Source organism: Delftia sp. DT-2 (assembly GCF_028401915.1).
Classification (GTDB): domain Bacteria; phylum Pseudomonadota; class Gammaproteobacteria; order Burkholderiales; family Burkholderiaceae_C; genus Comamonas; species Comamonas tsuruhatensis.
Window position 1 is genome coordinate 103,941 of the sequence record NZ_JAQOTI010000002.1, and the last position, 20,692, is coordinate 124,632.

General features: G+C 66.3%; 22 protein-coding genes. 5 read left to right on the plus strand and 17 right to left on the minus strand.

The window, feature by feature from the left end; genetic code table 11:
- Nucleotides 1-134 precede the first annotated feature (134 nt).
- The 13 genes from PO605_RS02990 to PO605_RS03050 form a co-directional block, all read right to left on the minus strand.
- Entirely contained in the window at nt 135-569 is a 435-nt protein-coding gene (locus tag PO605_RS02990) for a hypothetical protein (protein WP_016446456.1), read from the minus strand.
- 58 nt (nt 570-627) lie between these two features.
- Nucleotides 628-3,084: a type II secretion system secretin GspD gene (gene gspD / locus PO605_RS02995; protein WP_272206043.1), complete on the minus strand. Its 2,457-nt coding sequence runs from the start codon at nt 3,082-3,084 to the stop codon at nt 628-630.
- On the minus strand, nt 3,081-3,590 hold the full coding sequence (locus tag PO605_RS03000; protein ID WP_016451827.1) for a hypothetical protein: 510 nt from the start codon (nt 3,588-3,590) through the stop codon (nt 3,081-3,083). Before PO605_RS03000 ends, gspD begins: the two co-directional genes overlap by 4 nt.
- Before the next feature lie 146 nt (nt 3,591-3,736).
- Nucleotides 3,737-4,312 carry a type II secretion system protein GspM gene (gene gspM, locus PO605_RS03005; RefSeq protein WP_047469265.1) on the minus strand — a complete coding sequence of 192 codons (576 nt, stop codon included), beginning with the start codon at nt 4,310-4,312 and terminating at the stop codon, nt 3,737-3,739.
- Entirely contained in the window at nt 4,309-5,472 is a 1,164-nt protein-coding gene (locus PO605_RS03010; protein WP_223275137.1) for a PilN domain-containing protein, read from the minus strand. The genes gspM and PO605_RS03010 overlap by 4 nt, the downstream gene beginning before the upstream one ends.
- 95 nt (nt 5,473-5,567) lie before the next feature.
- Entirely contained in the window at nt 5,568-6,359 is a 792-nt protein-coding gene (locus PO605_RS03015) for a general secretion pathway protein GspK (RefSeq protein WP_047469271.1), read from the minus strand.
- Complete coding sequence (locus tag PO605_RS03020; RefSeq protein WP_047469273.1) at nt 6,356-7,036, minus strand: prepilin-type N-terminal cleavage/methylation domain-containing protein; 681 nt, start codon at nt 7,034-7,036, stop codon at nt 6,356-6,358. Before PO605_RS03020 ends, PO605_RS03015 begins: the two co-directional genes overlap by 4 nt.
- Entirely contained in the window at nt 7,033-7,437 is a 405-nt protein-coding gene (locus tag PO605_RS03025) for a type II secretion system protein (protein ID WP_231574349.1), read from the minus strand. The genes PO605_RS03020 and PO605_RS03025 overlap by 4 nt, the downstream gene beginning before the upstream one ends.
- Nucleotides 7,437-7,883: a GspH/FimT family pseudopilin gene (locus PO605_RS03030; RefSeq protein WP_047469281.1), complete on the minus strand. Its 447-nt coding sequence runs from the start codon at nt 7,881-7,883 to the stop codon at nt 7,437-7,439. The genes PO605_RS03025 and PO605_RS03030 overlap by 1 nt, the downstream gene beginning before the upstream one ends.
- Before the next feature lie 61 nt (nt 7,884-7,944).
- Nucleotides 7,945-8,385, minus strand: a complete 441-nt coding sequence (gene gspG, locus PO605_RS03035; RefSeq protein WP_047469284.1) for a type II secretion system major pseudopilin GspG — start codon at nt 8,383-8,385, stop codon at nt 7,945-7,947.
- A 32-nt stretch (nt 8,386-8,417) separates the two neighbouring features.
- Nucleotides 8,418-9,635: a type II secretion system F family protein gene (locus PO605_RS03040; protein ID WP_047469286.1), complete on the minus strand. Its 1,218-nt coding sequence runs from the start codon at nt 9,633-9,635 to the stop codon at nt 8,418-8,420.
- Nucleotides 9,628-11,334, minus strand: coding sequence for a type II secretion system ATPase GspE (gene gspE / locus PO605_RS03045; protein ID WP_016446467.1), 1,707 nt, complete (start codon nt 11,332-11,334; stop codon nt 9,628-9,630). Before gspE ends, PO605_RS03040 begins: the two co-directional genes overlap by 8 nt.
- A gap of 200 nt (nt 11,335-11,534) precedes the next feature.
- Nucleotides 11,535-12,347, minus strand: a complete 813-nt coding sequence (locus PO605_RS03050) for a type III pantothenate kinase (protein ID WP_016446468.1) — start codon at nt 12,345-12,347, stop codon at nt 11,535-11,537.
- A 185-nt stretch (nt 12,348-12,532) separates the two neighbouring features.
- On the opposite strand from PO605_RS03050, the gene lysM reads away from it, so the two are divergent.
- Entirely contained in the window at nt 12,533-13,003 is a 471-nt protein-coding gene (gene lysM, locus PO605_RS03055) for a peptidoglycan-binding protein LysM (protein ID WP_016446469.1), read from the plus strand.
- 167 nt (nt 13,004-13,170) lie between these two features.
- Here lysM and PO605_RS03060 read toward each other — a convergent pair whose 3' ends face one another.
- Nucleotides 13,171-13,929 carry a maleate cis-trans isomerase family protein gene (locus PO605_RS03060; protein WP_047469289.1) on the minus strand — a complete coding sequence of 253 codons (759 nt, stop codon included), beginning with the start codon at nt 13,927-13,929 and terminating at the stop codon, nt 13,171-13,173.
- A 1-nt stretch (nt 13,930) separates the two neighbouring features.
- Nucleotides 13,931-14,905 carry a Bug family tripartite tricarboxylate transporter substrate binding protein gene (locus PO605_RS03065; RefSeq protein WP_016446471.1) on the minus strand — a complete coding sequence of 325 codons (975 nt, stop codon included), beginning with the start codon at nt 14,903-14,905 and terminating at the stop codon, nt 13,931-13,933.
- A 105-nt stretch (nt 14,906-15,010) separates the two neighbouring features.
- On the opposite strand from PO605_RS03065, the gene PO605_RS03070 reads away from it, so the two are divergent.
- Nucleotides 15,011-15,946, plus strand: a complete 936-nt coding sequence (locus PO605_RS03070; protein WP_272206047.1) for a LysR family transcriptional regulator — start codon at nt 15,011-15,013, stop codon at nt 15,944-15,946.
- A gap of 9 nt (nt 15,947-15,955) precedes the next feature.
- On the opposite strand, the gene PO605_RS03075 is transcribed toward PO605_RS03070, so the two are convergent.
- Complete coding sequence (locus PO605_RS03075; RefSeq protein ID WP_082001581.1) at nt 15,956-16,855, minus strand: LysR family transcriptional regulator; 900 nt, start codon at nt 16,853-16,855, stop codon at nt 15,956-15,958.
- Nucleotides 16,856-17,056: 201 nt separating this feature from the next.
- Here PO605_RS03075 and PO605_RS03080 point away from each other — a divergent pair, with 201 nt between their 5' ends.
- From PO605_RS03080 to PO605_RS03090, 3 genes are read left to right on the plus strand one after another with little or no spacing between them, the layout of a single operon-like run.
- Nucleotides 17,057-18,046: a tripartite tricarboxylate transporter substrate binding protein gene (locus PO605_RS03080; protein WP_334313797.1), complete on the plus strand. Its 990-nt coding sequence runs from the start codon at nt 17,057-17,059 to the stop codon at nt 18,044-18,046.
- 2 nt (nt 18,047-18,048) lie between these two features.
- The gene (locus tag PO605_RS03085; protein ID WP_047473173.1) at nt 18,049-19,074 is read left to right on the plus strand and encodes an NADPH:quinone oxidoreductase family protein; all 1,026 of its coding nucleotides are present in this window, start codon (nt 18,049-18,051) and stop codon (nt 19,072-19,074) included.
- Complete coding sequence (locus PO605_RS03090; RefSeq protein ID WP_047473171.1) at nt 19,074-20,225, plus strand: CaiB/BaiF CoA transferase family protein; 1,152 nt, start codon at nt 19,074-19,076, stop codon at nt 20,223-20,225. The genes PO605_RS03085 and PO605_RS03090 overlap by 1 nt, the downstream gene beginning before the upstream one ends.
- On the opposite strand, the gene PO605_RS03095 is transcribed toward PO605_RS03090, so the two are convergent.
- The gene (locus tag PO605_RS03095) at nt 20,226-20,666 is read right to left on the minus strand and encodes a rhodanese-like domain-containing protein (RefSeq protein WP_047473170.1); all 441 of its coding nucleotides are present in this window, start codon (nt 20,664-20,666) and stop codon (nt 20,226-20,228) included.
- Nucleotides 20,667-20,692: the final 26 nt, after the last annotated feature.

The window sequence follows — 20,692 nt, forward strand, 5'->3', positions numbered from 1 at the left end:
CGGGCGCTCAAATCGTGTTTCGGAAAAAAACAACACTTTCAGGGCACCCACAAGTGGAGGACTGGATTATTGCAAACATCTGCGTCCCTGCCTAGCGTTTGCGAGCGGTCAGAGGCGAGCTGCCGATTCCCGGCCTACTCCAGGAACAGCCACCACTGGCCGTCCTCACGGATCCAGACTTCCTGCATGCCCATGGGCACGACAGCTCCCTTGGCCATGGGCAATTGCGCCTTGAACTTGATGTTGAACTCGCAGCGATCCGCCTCGCACTGAGCCTTGCCGGCCTCAAGGTCCTCGACGGCGGGCGGCGTGCCATAGGCACGGCGGAACTGCTCCTGGGTCTTGACCGCACGGTAGCCAGGCGAGGTGAAGCCATAGGCCTTTGCCACATCCCCATCCACGCGTGCTTGCCAGTAGGCCAGCGAGCGCTCGGCCACGATGGTTTCCGGGTCCTTGGGCTTGCCCAGGCCTGCACAGCCGGCCAGCACGGCGACGCCGGCCAGGGCTGCGCCCCATTGCAGCCAGCGCACCCGGCCCGGCACAGGACGTTGGTTCGTCAAGAGATTCATGAGCTTGTTTTCTCCAAAAAGAAAGTTTCGAGGCATGGCGCCTGCATTGGTTCCGGCCTCAGCGCACACTGCTCGACGACAGGGGACCGATCTCCACCTCCGCCTTGGACCCGGCGGGCTCCGGCGTCTTGAGCAGCGGGACCAGGGCACGCATCTGATCGCGCAGATCATCGCTGACGCTGCGGATATCGACATCGGAGCGGACTACGCGCGGTGTGATGATGACCAGCAGCTCGGTGCGCCGCCCGGAGTTGGAGGTTGAGCCGAACAGGTTGCCGACCACGGGCAAGTCGTGCAGGAACGGCACGCCATTGCGGCTATTGGTATTCGTCTCCTGGATCAGGCCGCCCATGACAATGGATTCGCCGGAGCGAACAGACACTCGGCTGGAGAGTTGGCGCTGCAGGAAGGCAGTTTGCTTGGTAATCTTGTCCTCGCTACCCACGTCAATGACCTGCTGGTTGACCGTCATGGTGACAAGGTTGCCGGCATTGACCGAAGGCGTAACCTGCAGGTTGACGCCCGTGTCCTTGTACTGATAAGAATTGGTCGTGGTAGTGCCCACCGTCGCGCTAGTGGAGGTCTCGCCGGACCGATAGGGCTGCTGCGTGCCCACGGCGATGGCGGCCGTGTGGTTGTCCAGCACCATGAGGGAAGGGCTTGCCACCACCTTCACATTAGTTTTGGTCGACAGCGCGTTGAGCGTAGCCCGCACCCTGCTGGCAGAAGACCTCACCGTGTAGTTGAAGCCCATGCCCAGGGCCTCACCAAGGTCGGATGTCGTGCTATCCGCTGTGCGCAGCGTACCGGTGCCGTCGGCATTGCTGTTATGCAATCCACCATTGAAGGACCATTGCAAACCGAATTGCAGTCCATCATTGAGCGTCACCTCGACGATGCTGGCCTCGATCAGCACCTGGGTTGGAGGCAGGTCCAGCTTCTTGAGTGTTACCTCGATGCGCTCGAATTCTGCCGGTGTTCCCCAGACCAGCACGGAGTTGTTGAGTTCGTCGGCCATGACGCGGATGTTGCCGATGCTGGCCGTGCCGCCGCCCTGACCGCCTACACCGGTTTGCCCCAGGCGCTGCTGGTTGTTGCCGAAGCCACTGTTGCCAAGGCCACTGCTACCGAAACCGCTGTTGCCGAAGCCGCTGTTGCCGAAGCCGCTGTTGCCGAAACCGCTGTTGCCGAAGCCGCTGTTGCCGAAACCGCTGTTGCCGAAGCCGCTGTTGCCGAAGCCGCTGTTGCCGAAACCGCTGTTCCCCATGGAGGTCCCCAGCCCCGGCGCCACGCCGCTGTTGGTTGATGAGCCACCACCCGATCCGCCAAAGATGCCCGACAGGACGCCCGCCAGATGCTTGGCATTGCCGTTCTGTACGTGATAGATGTTCAGTTGGGGCTGCGCGCCGCCCGAACCGGGCTGATCCAGCTTGGCGATCCAGCGGCGTGCTTCCTCGAGGTAGGCAGCGCGGGGCGTGATCACCAAAATGCTGTTGAGCCGCTCGATGGGCATGATGCGCAATGCGCCAAACAGCGGGTTGCCTTCGCCCAGGGCGGTTGCAGCATTGGGTGCGGCTGCGGCCGCAGCCCCCCCCGGCCGAGCGGCGCCGGCCGTGCCCGCCGCGCCTGCAGCCGGTGCTGCCGCCTGGGCAGCAGCGCCCCCGCCGCTCATCAATTGCAGAGCAGCATTGACTTCCTGGATGGTCACATACTTGAGCGGGAACACGCCCACCGACATGCCCTCCAGCAGGTTCACGTCAAAGGTGCGCACCATCTCCAGCCAGCCTTCGGCCTGGGCGCGCGACCCCACCATGACCAGCAGGTTGCGGACATTGTCCACGCGCACGATGGCATCACCCGGCACCATGGGGCGCAGGATGGACGCCATCTCGTTGGCGCCAATGTACTGAAGCGGAACGATGATGGTCCCATACCCAGGCGCAAGCGGTTTGTCGACCACTGCCTGGCGCACCGTTGCGCCGATGCTCTTGAGCGCATCGACACGACCCACATGGTAGGTCCCTCGCGCGTCGCGGACCATGGCCATGCCATTGGCCTGCAAGGCCGTCTCGAGAAGGTTCAGCGCCTGGTCGGCGGGAACTTCCTTTTGCGTGCTCAGCGTGACGGTGCCTGCAATGGGCGGATGCAGCACATAGTCCAGCGACAGGATGTCGCCCAGCACGGTACGGACCACTTGCGCGAGCGGAGCATCTTCGAAACTGAGCTTGACCGGCGCGCCGGAGACAGGAGGCAGCGCCTTGGGCTCGCCGATCAGCCTGCCCGTCCCTTCCATGATGCGGGGCTGGCGGCCTTCGTCCGCTTTGGAGTCGGATTTCTTTTCCTCCTCCGGCTCAGTGAAGAAATATTCCTGGGTGTGGCCGGTGCCGAAGTGGCTGACGAAGCTCTTCTGGGCCGGTTGCGCGCACGCCAGCAACAACTGGCATACAGCGACGGCCAATACGGTTTGGACGGGACGGTAGTGGAATTTCATGATTTTCTGACCGATCTCTTTCATTTCTGCGGCTTGGCAACGGCAGGGCCACTGCTGCCGAACGACGGCACAGGCGCTCCCTGGCCGCTTCGGGTCAGCCCGGCGGGCAGCGGGAACTGCGGCTCTTCCGGCGCGGAGTTCGCCTGGGCAGGGGATCCCGGCCGTGGAGCGGCTCCCTTGTCCATACTGGATCTGGCGATGGTGAGCGTGCGCCGGCTGCCTTCACGCTCCAGCTCAACCTCACGTCCATCCACCCGGATGAGCTTCCAGCCATTGAGGCTCTGGTTCACCATCAGACGCTGCTCCTTGCCGTCGACGCGCAGGATGATGCCCGTCACCTTGCCCGCGAACGAGCCCAGCACCTGGGCATTGGCCAGGCGGTCGGGCTCGGGCTCCTTGGCAGGTGGCGGCGGTGGTGGCGGCGGCGGCGGCGGGCGGCGTGTCATGGCGAACAGCGGACGCTCCTGCATCTGCAGGAGTTGCCGGTCATCCTGGCGGGGGGCAGACCCGGACGGAGACTGGGGAACCATGGCCTGGATATCGCCTCGCTGCACTCCTGGCGGTTGCCAGGTCGTGTTCCGAAGTTGAAGCTCGGGCGTCAGCCACAGGGCAGCCAGCCCTGCGCACAGTATGAGCTGGGTGCCTGCAATGCCCCAGACCGGTAAATTAGGCCGCCTCACGAGATTTTGCTCCGGAGAATGCTGAACGTGAATTGCGCGCTGAGCTTGGGTACGGCCTTGGGATCATTGCTCAGCAGGCTGCCCTGCAGGCTGATTTCCAGATCGTCGAGCCATACGGTGGGAGAGAGGTCCTTGAGAGCCACCAGCGCCAACTGGATGGCGGACCATGCGCCCTCGGCCGTCATGGCCACGCTGATGCGTTCATAGGCGCCATCGTCGGTCACCGGCTTGACCTGGCTGCTGACCACCGACAGGCCCGCCGCATCGAGCATGGTGCGCAACCTCTGCTGCATGCCATTGCCGGTCTGGGTCGCATCCAGCTCTCCGGGATAGACATGCTTGGCCTTGATTTCCGCCACCTGGACCAGGGCCTGGCGGATTTCATCTTCCTGGTCGCGCATTCCCAGCAGCCGCGCATACCGGGGCGCCAGCGTATCAAGGGCTTCCTGCGCGGCCTGATGCCGGCCATGGATCCAGAGTCCAGCCAGGCTCACAGGAACGAGCACCAGCAAAACGAGCGCGCCCAGCAGCAGCAACTGGCGTGCCAGGGGGGCAGGTATCGCGATTTTCATTGGCCCTCCTTGGCAGCCGGGGGCACAGAGGCAATACCAGGCTCCGCAGAGGTGCCTTCCGCCGGCGTGGCCGGCTCGTCAGGCAGAGCATGGGAGCCAAACACCTTGGGGTCGATCACGGCCTCCAGGACAAAACTGTCCTTGCTGGTCCCTGCGGCCCGCGTGACGGCACTGGGCAGTTGCACATCGACGAACCCCGGCACCTTGGAGAGCAGGTCCACAGCGTGCGACACATTGCCGCTCAACCCCAGCACCGTGAGCTTGTTTCCCTTGAATTGAATGCGCTGCACAGCGGTGTCGTCGGGCAAGGTGGCCGTCAACGCGGACAGGACACGCAGGTGGTCGAGTTGCTGGCGCTGGCGGTCCAGCAAGGTGGCCACATCCTGCCCCCCTTCCGCCAGACCCTGCCGGGCAGCCACGACCTCCGAGACAGAACGTGAAAGCTGGGTGAACTGCCGCTGGGCATCCAGCGCGCGAAACCGCAGTTGCAAAGAGGGCGTGGCAGCGATCGCCAGAGCCAGGGCCAGCACGGCGCCCAGGCCCAGCATCAGCCAGCGCCAGCGCCATGCTTCTTTTTTCAGGCGCTGCTGCTCGCCGAAGCCGTCAAGCATGACCGGGATACCCGATGCGCTCATCGCCCAGACCTCGGGCTCGGCGCCCTTGGCCAAGGCCGGATGGTCGGCGAACGCCTTCAGAAGCCCGTCGATGTGAGCACGCGAGACGATCACCACATCGACCGGACCCTGCGACGGAATAGCGCCATGCGCCGCGTCGGGGGCCTTGCGCCGGACGTAACCGCAGACGGTGTCCAGCGCGGAAAACGGGGACATGGTCTGCACGTCCAGCGCAACCGCCCCCTGCAGTGAGGCGGGCGGCATGGCAGGCAGGCGAAGGCTGCGTGACAGGACATTGCCTTCATCCACGAGCACCGCCACGCCAGCGGGGACGGAGCTGCCCTGCCCCGGCTCCTGCCAGCTCAGCCAGCGGCCTGCACGCACCCACGCACCTGCCTTGTGGCCCAGCACCTCGATCCCAGAGGCGGGCATGAGGCGGCGGAGCACCGGCCAATCCATCATCTGCGGCCATGCTTCCTGCCATTGGCGCCCCAGCGCCGACAGGTCCAATCCAAAAAGCTTGGCGTCGGAGGTCATCAATCCCATGAAGCCTGCCATTTCCTACAAAAAAACTGTCTCATCACGACGAATCCTTCTAGCAATTGCAGCGCGCTGCCCTGTACATCGCCACGGGGCACCCACTACATACGTCCTTGCCATACCTGCATGGAAGAGAAATCCGTCCACGGCAATTGCCCCATAGGCCGCTGCTGGCGCACGTCCACCTGGCGCATGACCAGCACCGCCCCCGCTGCATCAAAAGGAACGCGCGCTATCACGGTGTACCGCGAACTGGACTGCGCCTGGCGAATCCCACCCACGTCCGCCGTCTCCAGCACCGCCCTCAGTGCCAGGGGCGATGCTTCGAGGTTGACGCCCGGGCGCCCATCTGAATCCGCGACGACGAAATGGCGCAGAGGTGCGTAGATGGCATAGGTCATACCGGGCACCTGCAGCAGGTCTTCAGTGGTTTCGAAAGGCACTCTTATAGAGCGCCGCCTCATCTCCTCGCGGGTCTGGACAATGGCCTGGGCCATCGCTTCCGCCTGCCCGCTTCCGAGTCCCGAAAACCGGGACAGCACCAGTGCCAGCAGGGCAGGCGGCGCATTGTTGATGTTGACCAGGCCACTCCAGGGTATGACTTCGACCGGGATTATCCGTCCCGCGACCGGAACCGTCACCGATTCAAAGGCCTTCAGGTTTGTCGGGCTGGCCGCCATGCGCTGCAAAGTCAGGTAAATCGCCGCCTCACCCACGGCCCGGCCTTCGGCCATGTTGCGGGTCACCCCTCCAACCGCAGCCTCCTGGCGGACGACCCCGCCCAGGCTGCTGGCAAAAATGGCCAGTGCAGCGACAATCCAGAGCACCAGCACCAGCGCCATGCCCTGATCGCCCCTTGCCATGGCCGCCCGCCGTCTGACGCGCGACATCATTGCTGACCTCCACCGAACGAAGGCATCAGAACGCTTCGAGGGTTCGATCCAACCGGTGTGCGCATGGCGATGACCATCATGGGCCACACACCCGACGCCGCCTGCAACTCGATCTGCACAGCGGATGGCAGCTCCTTTTCATTGTCTTTCTCGGGTCCCCATTGCGGCTGCCAATGTGCCACGCCCAGCTTGGCATTCTGGTAACGCAAGGCAAAAGCCGTGACACCGCGATCAATCACATAGGACTGGCTCTGCCCCCAGTCGGGCATGACATCGGGCCCCTGCCAGGGCGCGAAGCGCAACACCAGAGCATCCCCCTCGACCGAGAGCTGGAAGTGGGTTCGGCCACCCATGCCGAAGCGCGCGGGCATGATACCCAGCCAGCGCATACCTTGTGGGCCGCCTTCGAAGAACAGTTCGCTCTCGCCCTGCTTGCGCAGACCCGCCTGCCGCCGTATGGCAGAGGCCTGGCCCAGGACGGAACGCAGGAACGCGACGGACACGCGCTGGTGGTCCATGCGGTCCAGCCGCGCATCGACACGCTCCTGCGTCTGTGAAACCGTGGACATGGCCGAGGCCAGTCCCAGCATGAGCAGGGACAGCAAGGCCATGACCACCAACAACTCGACCAGGGTGAAACCTCCTTGCCCTGCCGGCAAACGGCTATGCCGGCTCATCGGGCTACCTCGCCCTGCTGCAACGGGCGCTGTGGGCGCAGGGTCTCGAAGACCCAGTTGCGCCCTTCGGTGGAGATGGTGATGCGCAAGGCGTGCAGTGGAACAGCGGTCTCGGGCAGATCGGCCACGGGAAAAGGAGCCGATGCCACCTGCCATGCATAGGCACCGTCCTGCCCAGAAACCTGCGTGCCTCCGGGATCGACCATGGGAAATGCATCCATCAGCGAATCTGCCAGCATGGCCACGCCCTGGCTCTGCTCCAGCTTGGCAACGCCCCTTGCGGATCCGCCGACTGCACGGTAGATAAGGGCCAGTGAGAGGGCCATGATGGATAGCGCCACCAGCAGCTCCAGCAGGGTCATGCCCCGCACCCTGGGGCGGAAACCGGTGCGCCGACGCACTACAGTGCCTCTTTGGTGACCTGGCCGGACAGCCAGTCAACGCGCAGGCGCACGCCGCCGCCGCTTTGCGCGCGAGCCAGAGAGATGCTGCCCCCCGTGGCACCGCCCTCCGGCAGGAAGATGATGGTCTGGCTGCCGTCGGGCAGGGCCATACCCGCCGCCGTGGTCAGTTGCACGGTCAGGCTGTCCGGCAGCCTGGCCGGGGCCTGCCCGGCGATGCCGTACTGGCGGCTGTTCGTATTGACCGCAAAGGTCACGGGCATGCCCTGCATCGCGGCCTGCTGGCGCGCCTTGCGCAGCAGGGCCGTCACGTCCTGGACCGTCTGCCGGTAGTCCACGGCATCGCGCAGCTTGCCCATGGCAGGCGGCACGATGCCGATGATGGCGCCAAGAATGGCGAACACCACCAGCAACTCGATCAGCGTAAAACCCTGGGCGCGCTTCAAGACTCATCCTTGGCGAGACGGTACGGCAACGGCTGCTGCTGAGAGGGTGTTGCGCAACGCGTTACTTGGTGTTGCGCACGTCGGCGGCCTCACCCTCGCCACCAGGAGCGCCGTCCGCGCCCAGCGAGAGGATTTCCACATCGCCGTTGGCCGCCGGATAGGTGTAGCGGTAGGGATTGTTCCAGGGGTCGTTGGGCACGCCACCCTTGAGGTAGGGGCCAGCCCAGCCTGCTGCACCCGCAGGCTGCTTGACCAGCGCATCCAGGCCCTGCTGCGAGGTGGGGTAGCGGCCCACGTCGAGCTTGTACAACTCCAGCGCCTTTTCGATGTCGGCAATCTGCACGCCGGCCGTCTTGGTCTTGGCTCCGCCCAACTGATTCAGCACCTTGGGGCCGACCAGGCCGGCCAGCAGGGTCAGGATGGCCAGCACGACCAGCAGTTCGATCAGCGTGAAGCCACGCTTGCGGGCGCGGGAGGACAGTTGCTTTTGCATGCGCATCATCTTCTACATACCTTTCAGACAATTCAGATTCATCAGACGGCCAGATCGTTGACGGACAGGATTCCGAGCAGGATCGACACGATGATGGAGGCGATAAGGATACCGAGGACCAGGATCAGCGCCGGCTCCAGCATGGTCAGGAGGCGTTTGATCGCGTTTTCGACCTCGCGGTTCAATATGTTGGACAGCTCCAGCATCATGTCGCCCAGGCGGCCGGTTTCCTCGCCCACCCGCACCAGATTCAGGGCCAGGGGCTCGAATTCTCCGGTTTTCTGGGCAGCATGGGCCATGCGATGGCCTTCCTTGACCATGGGACCCATTTTTTCCAGGCGCTCGCGGATGGCGACGTTGGAGACCGTGTCGCTGGCAATGCGCAGTGCGGTCAGCAGCGTGACGCCGTTGCCCAGCAGCGTGCCCAGCGATCGGCTGAACAAGGTGAGCTGGTACTTGCGCACCACGCCACCCAGGCCCGGCAGGCCCAGCAGCCACGATTGCCAAGTCTGGCGGCCCTTGGGGCTCTTGACCCAGCGGGAAAAGGCCCAGCCCAGCGCGCCCAGCACGATGAACACCGCCCAGCCGTAGCTGCGAAACGCATGGCCCAACCCCATCACGAACTGCGTGGGAAGGGGCAGCGCGTCGCCCATGTCGTTGAAGAGTTGCTCGAACTGCGGGACCACGAAGCCCAGCATGGCCACCAGGGACAGCACGGCCACGCCCAGCAGGATGGCCGGATAGATGGTGGCCGAGACCACGCTGTCGCGCAGGGCACGCTGGCGCGCCATGTGTTCCACCAGCCGGTTGAGCACGCCCGACATCTGGCCGCTGGCCTCGCCCGAGCGCACCATGTTGATATAGAAGTCGCCGAACAGGTCATGGTGCTTGCCCAGCGCCTGGCTCAGCGGCATGCCGGCCTTGACGCTGTCGAGCACGGACTGGAGCATGGCCTGCATCTGCACCTTGTGGCTCATCTCCACCAGGACCTTGAGCGCATTGTCCAGCGACAGGCCGGCACGCATCATGATGGCCAGTTCCGTGGTCATGCCCTGGATGTCGTCGGCCTTGATGCGGCCTTTCTTGAGCGCACGCGCCGCCAGCGGCACATTGCCCAGGCTTGCGGCTTCCTCGACCTTGATGGGCGACAGGCGGCTCTTGCGCAGGTGCACCACCACCTCGGCCACGGCCGCAGCGGAAAAAGTGCCCTTGACCATCTGACCGCGGCTGTCCACGGCCTCCCAGCTGTAATCAGGCATCGCTCTGGTCCTGGGTCACGCGCAGCACTTCGTCGAGCGTGGTGACGCCCGAAGCCACCTTGCGCAGGCCGTCGTCATAGAGGCTCAGCATGCCGCTCTTGGCGGCCATGGCATGCAGGGCGTTGGCATCCTGGCCTTCGATGATGGCGCGGCGCAGCGGCTCGTCGATGACCATGAGTTCGTGGATGCCGGTACGCCCCTTGTAGCCCGTGCCGCGGCAGTGCTCGCAGCCGACGGCGCGGTAGATGGGCGAGCCCTCGCGCAGAAAGCGCTTGAGGCCGCTGCCCTCGATGGCGGCCGTCGGCAGTGTGTCGGGCTGCTTGCAGCGCGAGCACAGCGTGCGCACCAGCCGCTGGGCCAGCACGCCGTTGACCGAGGAGGTGATCAGGTAGCTCTCCACCCCCATGTCGCGCATGCGGGTGACGGCGCCTGCGGCGGTGTTGGTGTGCAGCGTGGACAGCACCAGGTGACCTGTCAGGGCGGACTGCACGGCGATCTGCGCGGTTTCTCCGTCACGCATTTCGCCGATCATGATGATGTCCGGGTCCTGGCGCAGGATGGAGCGCAGGGCGTTGGCGAAGGTCAGGTCGATCTGGGGATGGACCTGGATCTGGTTGATGCCGTCGAGCTGGTATTCGACCGGGTCCTCGACGGTGATGATCTTGTTGGAAACCGCGTCGATCTTGGACAGGGCTGCATACAGCGTGGTGGTCTTGCCAGAGCCCGTGGGGCCCGTGACCAGCACAATGCCGTGCGGCTTGGCCAGCAGCGTGTTGAATTTCTCGAGCGTGTCCGCCTCGAAGCCCATGCTTTCCAGGCGCAACCTCACGCTGGCGCGGTCCAGCACCCGCATGACGATGCTCTCGCCATGCACCGTGGGGGCGGTGGAGACGCGCAGGTCCAGTTCGCGGCCCTTGGCGCGGGTCTTGATGCGGCCGTCCTGCGGCAGGCGGCGCTCGGCAATGTCCAGATGGGCCAGCAGCTTGACGCGCGAGCCGACGGCCGCGCTCAGGCGCGGCGGCACGAGTTCGGCCGCGTGGATCACGCCGTCCATGCGGTAGCGCACCTGCAGGCCGGCTTCAAAGGGCTCGAGGTGGATGTCGGAGGCGTGCAGCTCGATGGCGCGGGAAATGATGCCTGTGACCAGGCGGATGACGGGCGCCTCGCTGGCCAGGTCCTTCAGATGTTCGACGAAGTCGCCACCCGTGGCGTCCGATTCCCAGTCCTGGCCTTCTTCCCCTTCGGGTTCCTGGCCTGCTTCGGACAGTGCCTTGCGGATGTCGGCCTCCAGCGCCAGCACGGGCTTGATCTGCAGCCCCGTGGCCAGGCGCAGCGCCTTGGTGATGAAGGGGTCCTGCGGCACGGACATGGCCACTTCGAGCACGCCGTCCTGCAGCGAAATCGGGCAGACGCACTGCGCATCCAGAAAACTGGCCAGCAGGCCCGGCACGTCGGGCAGCAGGTCGGGAAACTCTTCCGCACGCAGCCAGCGCATCTGCAGCTGCTCGGCCAGCGCCTGGGCCACGTCGGTTTCCGCCACCACACCCAGCTGTACCAGCACCTGGCCCAGGTAGCCGCCCAACTCCTGCTGCGCCTGCAGGGCGTTTTGCAGATCGCGCTCGTTCAGCTTGCCGGCGGAAAGGAGGCGTTCGCCCAGCCGCCCCTTGATCGGGGCTTCGACAGCGGCAATCGGTTCCATGAGGTGATTGGTGGAAGACATTGCCGCGGATTATCCACTGTCGCCGCATCCCCCGCCAAAGGCATAGCATGCGACACCCAGGGGGCGCCGCCTTCCCGTCATCAACTGTTACGCGCTCAATCGTGCGGCGCGATGCTGCGCTGCACGATGAAAAGTGGCCTCAGGCGGTTTCAGGCGTTGTCAGGTGGTTCAAGGCGGCTTCAAGCCGCCTTCACCGCCTCTGCGGGCAGGCCGCTGGCATCACCCCAGCGGCGCTGGGCCATGACCAGCAGCCCCTCGAAGATGAGGTTGTCCACCAGTTCGAAAGGCCGCGTCATGCTGGGCACCATCTTCCAGCCGGCGCCGCCGGCCATGACGCAGGCAGGCTCCATGCTGCAGTGCATGTAGAGATGCTGGTACATGCGCTCCACGGCACCGGCGATGGCGTAGGTGCCGCCGCTGGTCAGGGCGTCGCTGGTGTTGGTGGGAAATGGCGTGACCGCGCCCGTGGGCACATGCAGGCCGGCCGTGCCGCTTTCCAGGGCGCGCAGCATGATGCCGTGGCCCGGAAGAATCAGCCCGCCCATGAAGTGGCCATGCTGGTCCAGCGCGTCCACGGTGACGGCCGTGCCGACCATGACCACGATCAGGGGCCGCTCGGGGCCGCGCTGCAGGATGTGCTGGCGCGCACCGATCATGGCCACCCAGCGGTCTGCGCCCAGGCGCGACGGAAAATCGTAGCCATTGGTGACGCCGGCCTCGGCTGCGCTGGGCACGGCCCACTGCGGCTCGAAATCCCAGCCCAGCATCATGTCGATCTGGTCGTGCACGCGCCGTCGCGCCGTGTCGCCAGCCACCACGCAGCCCAGCATGCGCGTGGGCGTGGGCAGGTCGCTCCACGGCCCTTCGGCCAGGTGCTCGATGTGCTCAAGGAACTCGGCGCCGTGCGCCAACAGGGCAGCGCCAGGCCGATGCGCGTCGTACATCGCCCATTTCAAGCGGGTGTTGCCGATGTCTATGGCCAAAAAAGTCATGGGCGGGATTATCGGAGTTTTCCGGAGGATAGCGTCAGCCATGGACGACAACTGAGTGAGGACGTGAACGCAAGAATGGCGCAAATGTCAAAAATCCGGGAGCGCTCCTGCCCGGCAGCGCGCGCTGCCACTGTTAGGCGTTACATTGGCCTTTCCGTTTTTCCACCCACCAACAGGAGTCACCCATGGGACTTTTCAGTTTCATCAAGGAAGCCGGCGAAAAGCTGTTCGGCGGCAGCGCCGCACAGGCAGCCGAGCCTGCGCAAGACCTGAATGCCAAGGCGGCCAAGGCCATCGAGACCTATATCGGCACGCAGAACCTGGGCGTCAGTGACGTGAAGGTGCAGTTCGACGGCTCGCAGGGCAAGGTCACGGTGCTGGGCACGGCACCTACCCAGGCGGCCAAGGAAAAGGTGACGCTGTGCTGCGGCAACGTCTCCAGCGTGCAGTCCGTGGACAACCAGATGACGGTGACCAACCCCGAGCCCGAAGCCCAGTACCACGACGTGGTGCGCGGCGACACGCTGTCGGCCATTGCCAAGAAGTTCTATGGCGATGCCAACAAGTACCCGGTGATCTTCGAGGCCAACAAGCCCATGCTGAGCCACCCCGACAAGATCTACCCCGGCCAGAAGCTGCGCATTCCGGCAATCTAAGCCCCCTGAGCGGCGTCGCCGCTTCCCCCTGAGGGGGACGACACCCTCGCGGCGGGGCGGCCCTTGCTCGGTGTCTCTGACCTGGCTCATGCCAGTTCTGGATGCCGCGAATTAGACCTACCCCGCTCCGAGAAAGGCCGCAATAGCGGCCTTTCTCAAGGAAAGATTCAGTATTTACCGCTCAACAGCGCACCGAACCCCGGAACGGCTGTCGGCAAGCCCAGGCGCTTGAGCATCATGAACGTCGTGGCCACCGAGGAAGACAGTACCGGCAGGCCCACGCGGTCCTCGATGGGCTGCACCGAGGCCAGCGAGGGCATCTGCACGCAGGCCGAGGCGATGACCGCGTCGGCATTGGCCGTGTTCAGGCGCCGCGTGATCTCGATGGGTGCGCGCGCATCCTGGGCGCCCACCTGCAGGTTTTCGGCAATCTCCAGCGAGATGCTGTCCACCACTTCGATGCCTTCGTTCTCTATGTAGTCGATGACCAGCTGCGTCAGCGGCTTCATATAGGGCGCCAGCAGCGCCACCTTCTTCGCGCCGATGGCGTGCAGGCCATCGACCAGGGCGCCGGCGCTGGTGACCACAGGCGCGGGGCCGCCGTTGTCCACGGTGCGCTGGTGCAGGCGCGCCTCGGAGACCCGGTGGTAGCCGCGCCCCATGCTCATGATGGCCACCAGGCAGGCATAGCCGAGCACATCGACACGCGCATCCGACAGTTCCAGCGCGCAGCGGTCGCTGTCGCCGTCCATGGCGGCCAGCTCCTCCTTGGTCACATGCTTCATGCGCATGCGGCTGGAGTGAAAGGTGAAACGCTCGGGCGCCAGGGCCTCGCGGGCACGCAGGATGGCAGGGATCTCGGTCTCCATCGTAGTGTTGGAGCTGGGCACGATCTGCCCGATACGGAAATGGGTTTTGGCTGTCATGTCAATCCATCGTGATGTGGTTGGCCTTGATGACCTTGCCCCAGTGGTCCGTCTCGCGCTGGACCAGGGCGGCCAGCGCCTGCGGGCCGAGGAATCGCGGCTCCACGCCCTGCAGGGCCGCGCGCTTTTGCACGTCAGGCGACTCCAGGGAGGTCTTGAGCGCGTCCGACAGCCTGGCGATGGCGTCGGGCGGTGTGCCCGCAGGCGCGAACAGGCCGACCCAGGCCTCCAGCTCGAAGCCCGGCAGGCCCGCTTCGGCCGTGGTGGGCACATCGGGCAGCATGGGGTGGCGCGTCTTGCTGGTCACGGCCAGGGCCCTGAGCTTGCCCGTCTGCACATGGCCCAGCACCGAAGGCGGCGTGGTGATGAACATCTGCACCTGGCCGCCCAGCACGTCCTGGATGGCCGGGCCGGACCCCTTGTAGGGCACATGCGTGATCTGGGTCTGGGTCACCTGGGCGAACACGGCCGTGCCCACGTGCGACAGCGAGCCATTGCCCTGCGACGCATAGTTGACCTTGCCCGGGTTCTTGCGCAGGTAGGCAATGAATTCCTGCAGACTGTTCGCCGGCACCGAAGGATGGACGGCGATCACATTGGTGGCGGCCACGATCAGTCCCACGGGCACCAGCTCGGACTGGGCCCAGGGCAGCTTGGGAAACAGCGCCGGATTGCCCACGTGGTAGGCCGAATACGAAGCCAGCAGCGTGTAGCCGTCCTTGGGTGCCCTGGCCACCATCTGGTAGGCAATGTTGCCGCTGGCCCCGCCCCGGTTGTCCACCACGACCGACTGCCCCAGCAGGCGCGACATCGGATCGGACGCCAGGCGTGCCGCCGTGTCCACCACGCCTCCGGGCGGATTGGGGACCACGAGGGTGATGGACTTGGCTGGAAAGGCCTGGGCCTGGACGGTTCCTGCGCCCAGCAGGGCGGCTGCTGCCAGGCCGGCGGCCTGCAGCACAATGCGTCGATTCATGCTTGTCTCCATGTTCTCTTTGTACCGGCGCATTCTTGCGGGCCTGCTCGCGGTCGAACAGCCGTATCTCGTTGATCCATCCTTCGTCTCTGGTGGAGGATGGGAATGATCAACCTCCACCGCTTCGATCTGCTGACACTGCGCCTGTATGTGGCCGTGGTCGATGCCGGCAGCCTGACGGCCGGCTCGCGCACGCTGGGGCTGTCACTGGCAGCCGCCAGCAAGCGCGTGGCCGAGCTGGAGCAGCACTGCGGCGTGACCCTGCTGGTGCGCAGCAAGCGCGGCGTGACGCCCACGCCTGCCGGCCAGAGCATGTACCACCATGCGGTGGATGTGGTGGCCCGGCTGGAGCACCTGGCCCTGGCCATGGACGACTTTCGCAGCGGCGCCACGGGCCAGTTGCGCCTGTGGGCCAACAACTCGGCGTTCGCAGGCTTTCTGCCCCGGCTGCTGGCCGACTTCATGGCGGCCCACCCGGGTGTGTCGGTGGACCTGGAGGACGCGCTCAGCGAGGAGTCCGTGCGCGCCGTGCTCAGCGGCGTGGCCGAGCTGGCCATCATCGGGGAGAACACGCCCCTGGAAGGCCTGAGCACCCAGGTCTGCGATGTGGACGAGCTGGTGCTCGTCATGCCGCGCGGCCATGCGCTGGATACGGACGACGCCTCCCCCGTGCCCCTGGCCACCGTGCTGGACCACGACTTCGTGAGCCTGGCCCGCTCCACCTCGCTGATGCGGCGCATTGCGGCCGAGGCCGAATCCATCAACCGCCCCGTGCGGATCCGCATCCAGGTGCGCAGCTTCGACGCCATGTGCCACATGGTCTCGGTGGGTCTGGGCCTTGCCATCCTGCCGCGCGCCGCCACTGCGCCGCACCTGGCAGCGCGGGCACTGCGGCTGCGCCCGCTGGGCGCGCTCAACACCCGGCGCCGGCTGCTGCTGGCCATGCGCTCGCAGGCCACGCTGTCAGGGCCGGCCCAGGCCCTGGTGGACATGGTGGCCGCCCGGGCGGTGGCACTGGGTTTTGCGGAGCCGGAGTGCTGAAACCCCTTGTCAAACGCCGTGCTCGCCGCACCACTGCGTGACCGCATCGCGGAAATCCAGGCACAGCGGCGACAACCTGGCGCCTGCACGCCAGCAGACGGCCAGCTCATGGCTCCAGGCCATGCCTTCACCGCACAGGGCCACCAGGCACTGGCCCTCGGGCTGCTGCAAGGCACGCGACAGCATCAGGCCGAGCAGGTCCGACTGACGCAGCAGCTGGGCAAAGGCCACGGGCGAGGCCGTGCTTTCCACTGCCACACGCGGCGGTGTCAGCCCGGCCAGGGCGAACTTCTCATCCAGCCATTGCCGCAGGTACAGCGAGGCGGCCGGCATGGCCCAGCGCTCGCCCACCAGATCCGGCCAGCCGCGCAATCGGCGAAGCCTTGGATGGCCCTCGCGCGCCACGATCTGCATGCGCATGGGCCCCAGCGGCAGGCACTCCACATCCGCAGGAATCTGCGCCGGCACGGCCACCAGGGCCAGGTCGATGTGGCCCTTGCGCAGGAGGGTCATGAGGTGCGCGCTCAGATGGGTTTCTATTGAAAAGGTGGCCAGCGGGCGCTGTACGAAGAAGCGCGCCAGCAGCGGCGAGACCAGCGACGGCATCAGGTAGGGAATGGAGCCCAGGCGCACTTGGCCGGCATGGCTGGCGCGCTGATCGTCCAGCGCGCTGCGCAAGGCCTGCATGGACTGCAGCACGCCGCGCGCATGCGCAAGCATGCCGGTGCCCGTGCGGGTCAGGGCCAGCCCCTTGGCCGCGCGCTCGAACAGGGCCAGGCCAGCCTCGTCCTCCAGCCGCGCCATGGCCTTGGACAGTGCCGACTGGGTGAGTCCCCTGGACTCGGCCGCCCGTTGCTGGCTGCCGTGCTCGGCCACGGCCACAAACAACTCCAGGTCATCGATGCGCATGCGGTATCCCTCCACGAATGGCCCGCGCGCATTCCCGCATGCCCGGCAGGCATTCCAAGTTTCCACATGGGAATACCGGCGCACCAGGGGGATACCTAGACTGGTTTTTGTCGCCAGCCGTGCCAGACCCTTCCCAATCCACAGGAGACAGACATGCGGCAACCCTTGCAAAGAGCGCAGCCCCCATGCGATGGGGCAGCCATGACACGCCGCCGATTCGGTCTGTGCGCTGGAGCGGGGCTGCTGGCCCCGGCGGCCATGGCGGCCGCGCCGGACGGGCCGGACGGACCTTCCCGCTATCCGCGCAGACCCATCACCATCGTCGTGCCGTCGGTGGCAGGCAATGTCAACGATGCCGTGGCGCGCCTGCTGGGCCAGGGCCTGACCGAGCGCTGGGGCCAGCCGGTGGTCATAGACAACCGTCCGGGCGCTGGCACTACCACAGGCACCAAGCTGGTGGCACGGGCACCTGCCGATGGGCACACCGCCTTGCTGACCTTCACTGCCCATGTGCAAAACCCGGCCCTCTATGCGCAGGTCGGATACGACCCGATTGCCGACTTCGAGGCCGTGAGCCTGGTCGCAAAATCCTCGGTCATCCTGGCCGTCTCGGCGGACTTTCCGCACCGCAGCCTGGCCTCCCTGGTACAGGCCGTGGCAGCGGAGCCGGACAGGTACGCCTACGGCTCCTACGGCGTAGGAACCACGGGGCACATCCTGGGCGAGCTGCTCAAGCGCCAGGCCAGGCTGAAGATGGCGCATACGCCCTACAAGGGCGGCGTCCCCCTGGGCAACGATCTGGCGGCAGGCCACATTCCCATCGGACTGATCGCCGTGGGCACGGCCATGCCGCTGCTGCAGGCGGGCCGCATCGTGCCCGTGGCCATCACCGGGGCCCGGCGCTCGGCCCTGCTGCCACGAGTGCCCACCTTCCTGGAGCTGGGCTACCAGGGCTTCGAGCCCGACGCGTGGATGGGACTGCTGTTTCCAGCCGGCACACCGGAGGCCATCACGACGCAACTCTCACGCGAAATTGCGCACTTGGTGCGGCAGCCCGCCATCGTGCAGCGCCTGCATGACCTGAACCTGGAGCCTGTGGGCAGCACGCCCCAGGCCTTTGCCGCCACGCTGCGCACCGACCAGGCCAAATGGGCGCAACTGGTGCGCGAGCTCGACATCCGGCTGGAGTAGAAATGCCCGACAAACACTACCAAGCCCTGGTCTGCACCCACTGGGGCCACTGGAATGAACTGGAACTGCAGGCACTGCAGCGGCCCGCGCTGGCACCCGGCCAAGTCCGCATCCGTGTACGCCATGCTGGCATAGGCTTTGCGTTGAGCCTGTTCGTCGCCGGCACCTACCAGCGCCGCCCGCCCCTGCCCTTCACGCCGGGCACCGAGGTGGCGGGTGAAATCATGGAGGTCGCCCCCGATGTCCGCCAGTTGCGCCCGGACCTGCGCACGGGCCAGCGTGTCATTGCGGCCTTGGACTGGGGCGCGCTGGCGCAGGAAGCGGTGGCTTCGGCCCACACCGTCTATGCCCTGCCCGATGCCGTCCCGCTGTGCGCAGCGGCCGCCCTGCCCATCACCTATGCCACCTCCTGGTCGGCACTGCAGTGGGCAGCCCGGCTGCAGGCCGGTGAAAGCGTGCTCGTGCACGGAGCCAGCGGCGGCCTGGGCATGGCGGCCGTGCAGATCGCCAGCCACCTGGGCGCGCAGGTCATCGCCACGGCCAGCACCGGGGAAAAACGCTCGGCAGCGCTGGCCCATGGCGCCGCCCATGCGCTGCCATCCGACGCCGTGGCGCTGCCCGTGGCCGTGAAGGCGCTGTGCCCCGGAGGCGGGGTCCAGGTGGTCTTCGACCCCGTGGGCGGCGACCTGACCGACGCCTCCCTGCGCTGCATGGCGCCCGGAGGCCGCCTGCTGGCCATGGGCTTTGCCAGCGGGCGCATTCCGCAGATTCCCGCCAACCTGCTGCTGGTGAAGAACCTGGGCGTGCTGGGCTTCAACTACGGCCGCTATATCGGCTGGGGACTGACCGACGAGCGTGCTGTCCACGCACCGGCCGTGCAGGCCCTGGTCGGGCAGATCACGCAGGCCATCGCCAGCGGAGCCATTGCGGCGCCGCGCACCATGCACTTTCCCTTGCCGCAGTGGCAGCAGGCACTGGACACCACCATGTCCCGCCGCGCCGTGGGCAAGGTCATCCTGGATTTCTGATGTCTTCGACTCCCCACCCATTCGACGATGAGCCACTGCTGGCCGGCATCACCGTCCTCGACATCAGCCAGGGCGTGGCCGGCCCCTATTGCGGACTGCTGCTGCGCCAGCAGGGCGCGCGGGTGATCAAGATCGAACCGCCCGGGGGCGACTGGAGCCGCCAGATGGGCAAAAGCCGTGATGGCCAGACCGCCATCTCGGTGGCCTGCAACGCCGGCAAGCACAGCGTGGTGCTGGACACGCGTGCGCCCGAAGGGCGCGCGGCGCTGCAGGCGCTGGCCTTGCATGCCGACGTGGTGCTGCAGAATTTCCGACCCGGCGTGGCGGCCCGCATGGGCGCTGATCCCGTGCAACTGGCCGCAGGCAACCCGCGCCTGGTCTATGTGTCCATCTCCGGCTATGGCAGCGAGGGGCCGATGGCCGGCCTGCCGGCGCTGGACACGACCATGCAGGCCTACGGCGGCCTGATGCACACCAACCGCGACCCGGCCACGGGCCAGCCCCGCCGCATCGGCCTGCTGCTGGCCGACCTGGCCACGGCCCTGTATGCCGCCCAATGCGCCACGGCAGCGCTGTTGCGGGTTGCACGCACGGGCCGGGGCCAGCACCTGGAACTGTCCATGCTGCAGGTCTGCGCGGCCCTGCAGTCCTACCTGGTCATTGAAGGCGCCCTGTTTCCCGGCGCGAAGGCCTCGCCCTTCAACGCGCCCACGGGCCTGTTCCCCGTGGCCGATGGCATGCTCTACCTCAGCATGCTGGACGACGCCATGTTCGCCCGCCTGTGCAAGACCATGGGTTTTGACGATTGGCTGCAGGACCCGGCCCTGCGCAGCAGCGCGGGCCGGCTGCCGCAGGCGCAGCACCTGTCTGCCCGGCTGGCGCAGGCCCTGCTGCACCAGCCACTGGCCCATTGGGAGCGGCTGTTCAAGCACAACGACATCCTGTTCGGACGCGTGCGCCACCCCTTTGAACTGCTGGACGATCCCCAATCGGCTGACCTGTTCCAGCGCACGCCCGACCACTGTGCCTGGCCAGGCCTGCCCCTGCCGCGCCTGCCGGGACAGACGCATGCGACGGATGCCCAGGCCCTGGTGCCGCCCGCGCTGGGCGAACACACGCAGGCCGTGCTGCGGGAGTTCGGCCTGCGCTGACTACTGGCGCCAGGGCAGGCCGCGCAGGCGCCAGCCGCCGACATGGCCGCGCTGGCCGTTGGCGTCCACATCGCCCTCGAAACCTTCGAGGATGTTGTAGGCCTCGATGCCCAGTTGCGCCGCGCGCTGGGCGGCGGCCACCGAGCGCACGCCGCTGCGGCACAGCAGGACCACCTTGCCGCCTTCAGGCACGGCGGCGCGCAGCTGGCTGTCGAAATCGGGGTTCATCGCCATGGACGGCCACTGCTTCCAGGCCACGGCCACGGCGCCGGGTACGCGGCCCACCCACTCGCGCTCGGCATCGGTGCGCACGTCCACCAGCACGGCTTCGCCGGATTGCAGCCATTGCCAGGCGAGTTCGGGAGGAATGTCGCCTGCATAGCCCTGTGCGGGCTGGACGGTCAGGGGAATGGCTGCGGGAACGGGAGCGCTTGCGGACATGGATTGGCTTTCTTGATAGGACGCGG

Coding starts and splice junctions, on each gene's coding strand:
- PO605_RS03020 (WP_047469273.1), bottom strand. CDS start 7,036: ATGAGCCGGCATAGCCGTTTGCCGGCAGGGCAAGGAGGTTTCACCCTG.
- gspG (WP_047469284.1), bottom strand. CDS start 8,385: ATGATGCGCATGCAAAAGCAACTGTCCTCCCGCGCCCGCAAGCGTGGC.
- PO605_RS03090 (WP_047473171.1), top strand. CDS start 19,074: ATGTCTTCGACTCCCCACCCATTCGACGATGAGCCACTGCTGGCCGGC.
- gspD (WP_272206043.1), bottom strand. CDS start 3,084: ATGAAAGAGATCGGTCAGAAAATCATGAAATTCCACTACCGTCCCGTC.
- PO605_RS03040 (WP_047469286.1), bottom strand. CDS start 9,635: ATGCCTGATTACAGCTGGGAGGCCGTGGACAGCCGCGGTCAGATGGTC.
- PO605_RS03085 (WP_047473173.1), top strand. CDS start 18,049: ATGCCCGACAAACACTACCAAGCCCTGGTCTGCACCCACTGGGGCCAC.
- PO605_RS03000 (WP_016451827.1), bottom strand. CDS start 3,590: ATGGTTCCCCAGTCTCCGTCCGGGTCTGCCCCCCGCCAGGATGACCGG.
- gspE (WP_016446467.1), bottom strand. CDS start 11,334: ATGGAACCGATTGCCGCTGTCGAAGCCCCGATCAAGGGGCGGCTGGGC.
- lysM (WP_016446469.1), top strand. CDS start 12,533: ATGGGACTTTTCAGTTTCATCAAGGAAGCCGGCGAAAAGCTGTTCGGC.
- PO605_RS03065 (WP_016446471.1), bottom strand. CDS start 14,905: ATGAATCGACGCATTGTGCTGCAGGCCGCCGGCCTGGCAGCAGCCGCC.
- PO605_RS03070 (WP_272206047.1), top strand. CDS start 15,011: ATGATCAACCTCCACCGCTTCGATCTGCTGACACTGCGCCTGTATGTG.
- gspM (WP_047469265.1), bottom strand. CDS start 4,312: ATGAAAATCGCGATACCTGCCCCCCTGGCACGCCAGTTGCTGCTGCTG.
- PO605_RS03080 (WP_334313797.1), top strand. CDS start 17,057: ATGACACGCCGCCGATTCGGTCTGTGCGCTGGAGCGGGGCTGCTGGCC.
- PO605_RS03015 (WP_047469271.1), bottom strand. CDS start 6,359: ATGATGTCGCGCGTCAGACGGCGGGCGGCCATGGCAAGGGGCGATCAG.
- PO605_RS03060 (WP_047469289.1), bottom strand. CDS start 13,929: ATGACAGCCAAAACCCATTTCCGTATCGGGCAGATCGTGCCCAGCTCC.
- PO605_RS02990 (WP_016446456.1), bottom strand. CDS start 569: ATGAATCTCTTGACGAACCAACGTCCTGTGCCGGGCCGGGTGCGCTGG.
- PO605_RS03075 (WP_082001581.1), bottom strand. CDS start 16,855: ATGCGCATCGATGACCTGGAGTTGTTTGTGGCCGTGGCCGAGCACGGC.
- PO605_RS03010 (WP_223275137.1), bottom strand. CDS start 5,472: ATGGGATTGATGACCTCCGACGCCAAGCTTTTTGGATTGGACCTGTCG.
- PO605_RS03050 (WP_016446468.1), bottom strand. CDS start 12,347: ATGACTTTTTTGGCCATAGACATCGGCAACACCCGCTTGAAATGGGCG.
- PO605_RS03095 (WP_047473170.1), bottom strand. CDS start 20,666: ATGTCCGCAAGCGCTCCCGTTCCCGCAGCCATTCCCCTGACCGTCCAG.